The following is a 1,172-nucleotide window of genomic DNA, read 5'->3' as shown; positions in this document are numbered from 1 at the left end:
CCCGCCGCATCCCCCGCATCCCCCGTACCTCCCGCATCCCCGCTGCCTCCCGTGCCGGCACCAGGCTGCGCCGAACAGGGCTGCCGGGGCGAGCTTCCGTGCGACGATTCGAGCACGTTCGAAGGGACGGGGCGGAGCCGGCGACAGGGGGAGGGCCGTGATCGAACTCAGCGTGGACGCCGCGGGGTTGGCCCGCTCCCGCTTCGCGGTCTCGCCGCTGCACGAGGTCGCGGCGACGCTGCTGCCGTGGGGTGTACGCCCGGCCCGGGACGCCGATCCATGGGTCGCGCGCGCCCGGCGCGTGCTGCGTCGGGCGCGGCTTCCGCTGCTGTCGGAGCTGGCCCTGGACGGCGGCGGCTACGTGCCGGACTTCCTCAGCCCGCATCCGTCCGGCCCCTCGCCCTCCATCGAGGAGGAACTGGAGCGGGTGCGCCGCACCCCGCCCGACCGTGTCCTGAGCGAACTGGAGACGCTGCGCGACGGCCGTCCGGGCAGCGGCCTGGCCGGATCCCAACTGCCCCCGCAGGTGCGGCGGGTCATGGCCCGCGGCGGCGCGTACGTCGCCCGGCAGGTCGCGGAGGAGCTGCGGCGCTACTGGGACCTGGCTTTCGCCCCGCACTGGGAGATGGCCAGGGCGGTCCTCGAAGCGGAGGTCGACCGGCGCGCCGGCGTGCTGGCCCGGCACGGCGCGGCCGGACTCTTCAACTCCCTGCATCCCGGCATCGCGTGGTCCGACGGCACGCTGCGCGTGGACAGCCGGTTCACCGTGCGGCTGGCCGTGCCCCTGGTCGTCGTGGTGCCGTCCCTGGTGGCGGCACAGCCGGCCGTGGCCGTGGACCCGGTGCGCGGCGGACGCAGACCGCCCATGGTGGCCTATCCCGTACGCGACCGGGCCACCGCTCCGGTGCCTCCGTCCGCCGAGCTGGCCCGGCTGCTCGGCCCCACCCGCGCCGGACTGCTCACGGCGCTGGCACACCCGTCCTCCACCACGCAACTCGCCGAACGCCACTACCTCAGTCCGGCCACGGTCTCCTACCACCTGGGCGTACTGCACCGGACAGGTCTCGTCGCCCGGACCCGCTCCGGACGCACGGTCCTCTACCGCCGCACCCCGGAGGGCTCCCGGCTGGCCGGAACCCGTTAGGGATTGTGCGATGCCGGGGCCCGCCCCG

1 protein-coding gene is annotated in these 1,172 nt (G+C 75.6%); it reads left to right on the top strand.

The window, feature by feature from the left end:
- Window positions 1-157 precede the first annotated feature (157 nt).
- Complete coding sequence (locus tag RH94_RS14730; RefSeq protein ID WP_073948052.1) at window positions 158-1,144, top strand: ArsR/SmtB family transcription factor; 987 nt, start codon at window positions 158-160, stop codon at window positions 1,142-1,144.
- Window positions 1,145-1,172: the final 28 nt, after the last annotated feature.

It is taken from the genome of Streptomyces kebangsaanensis, assembly GCF_001906585.1.
Taxonomy (GTDB): Bacteria; Actinomycetota; Actinomycetes; order Streptomycetales; family Streptomycetaceae; genus Streptomyces; species Streptomyces kebangsaanensis.
Note: the sequence above shows the minus strand (reverse complement) of the source record. Positions and strands in the feature narration are given on the sequence as shown.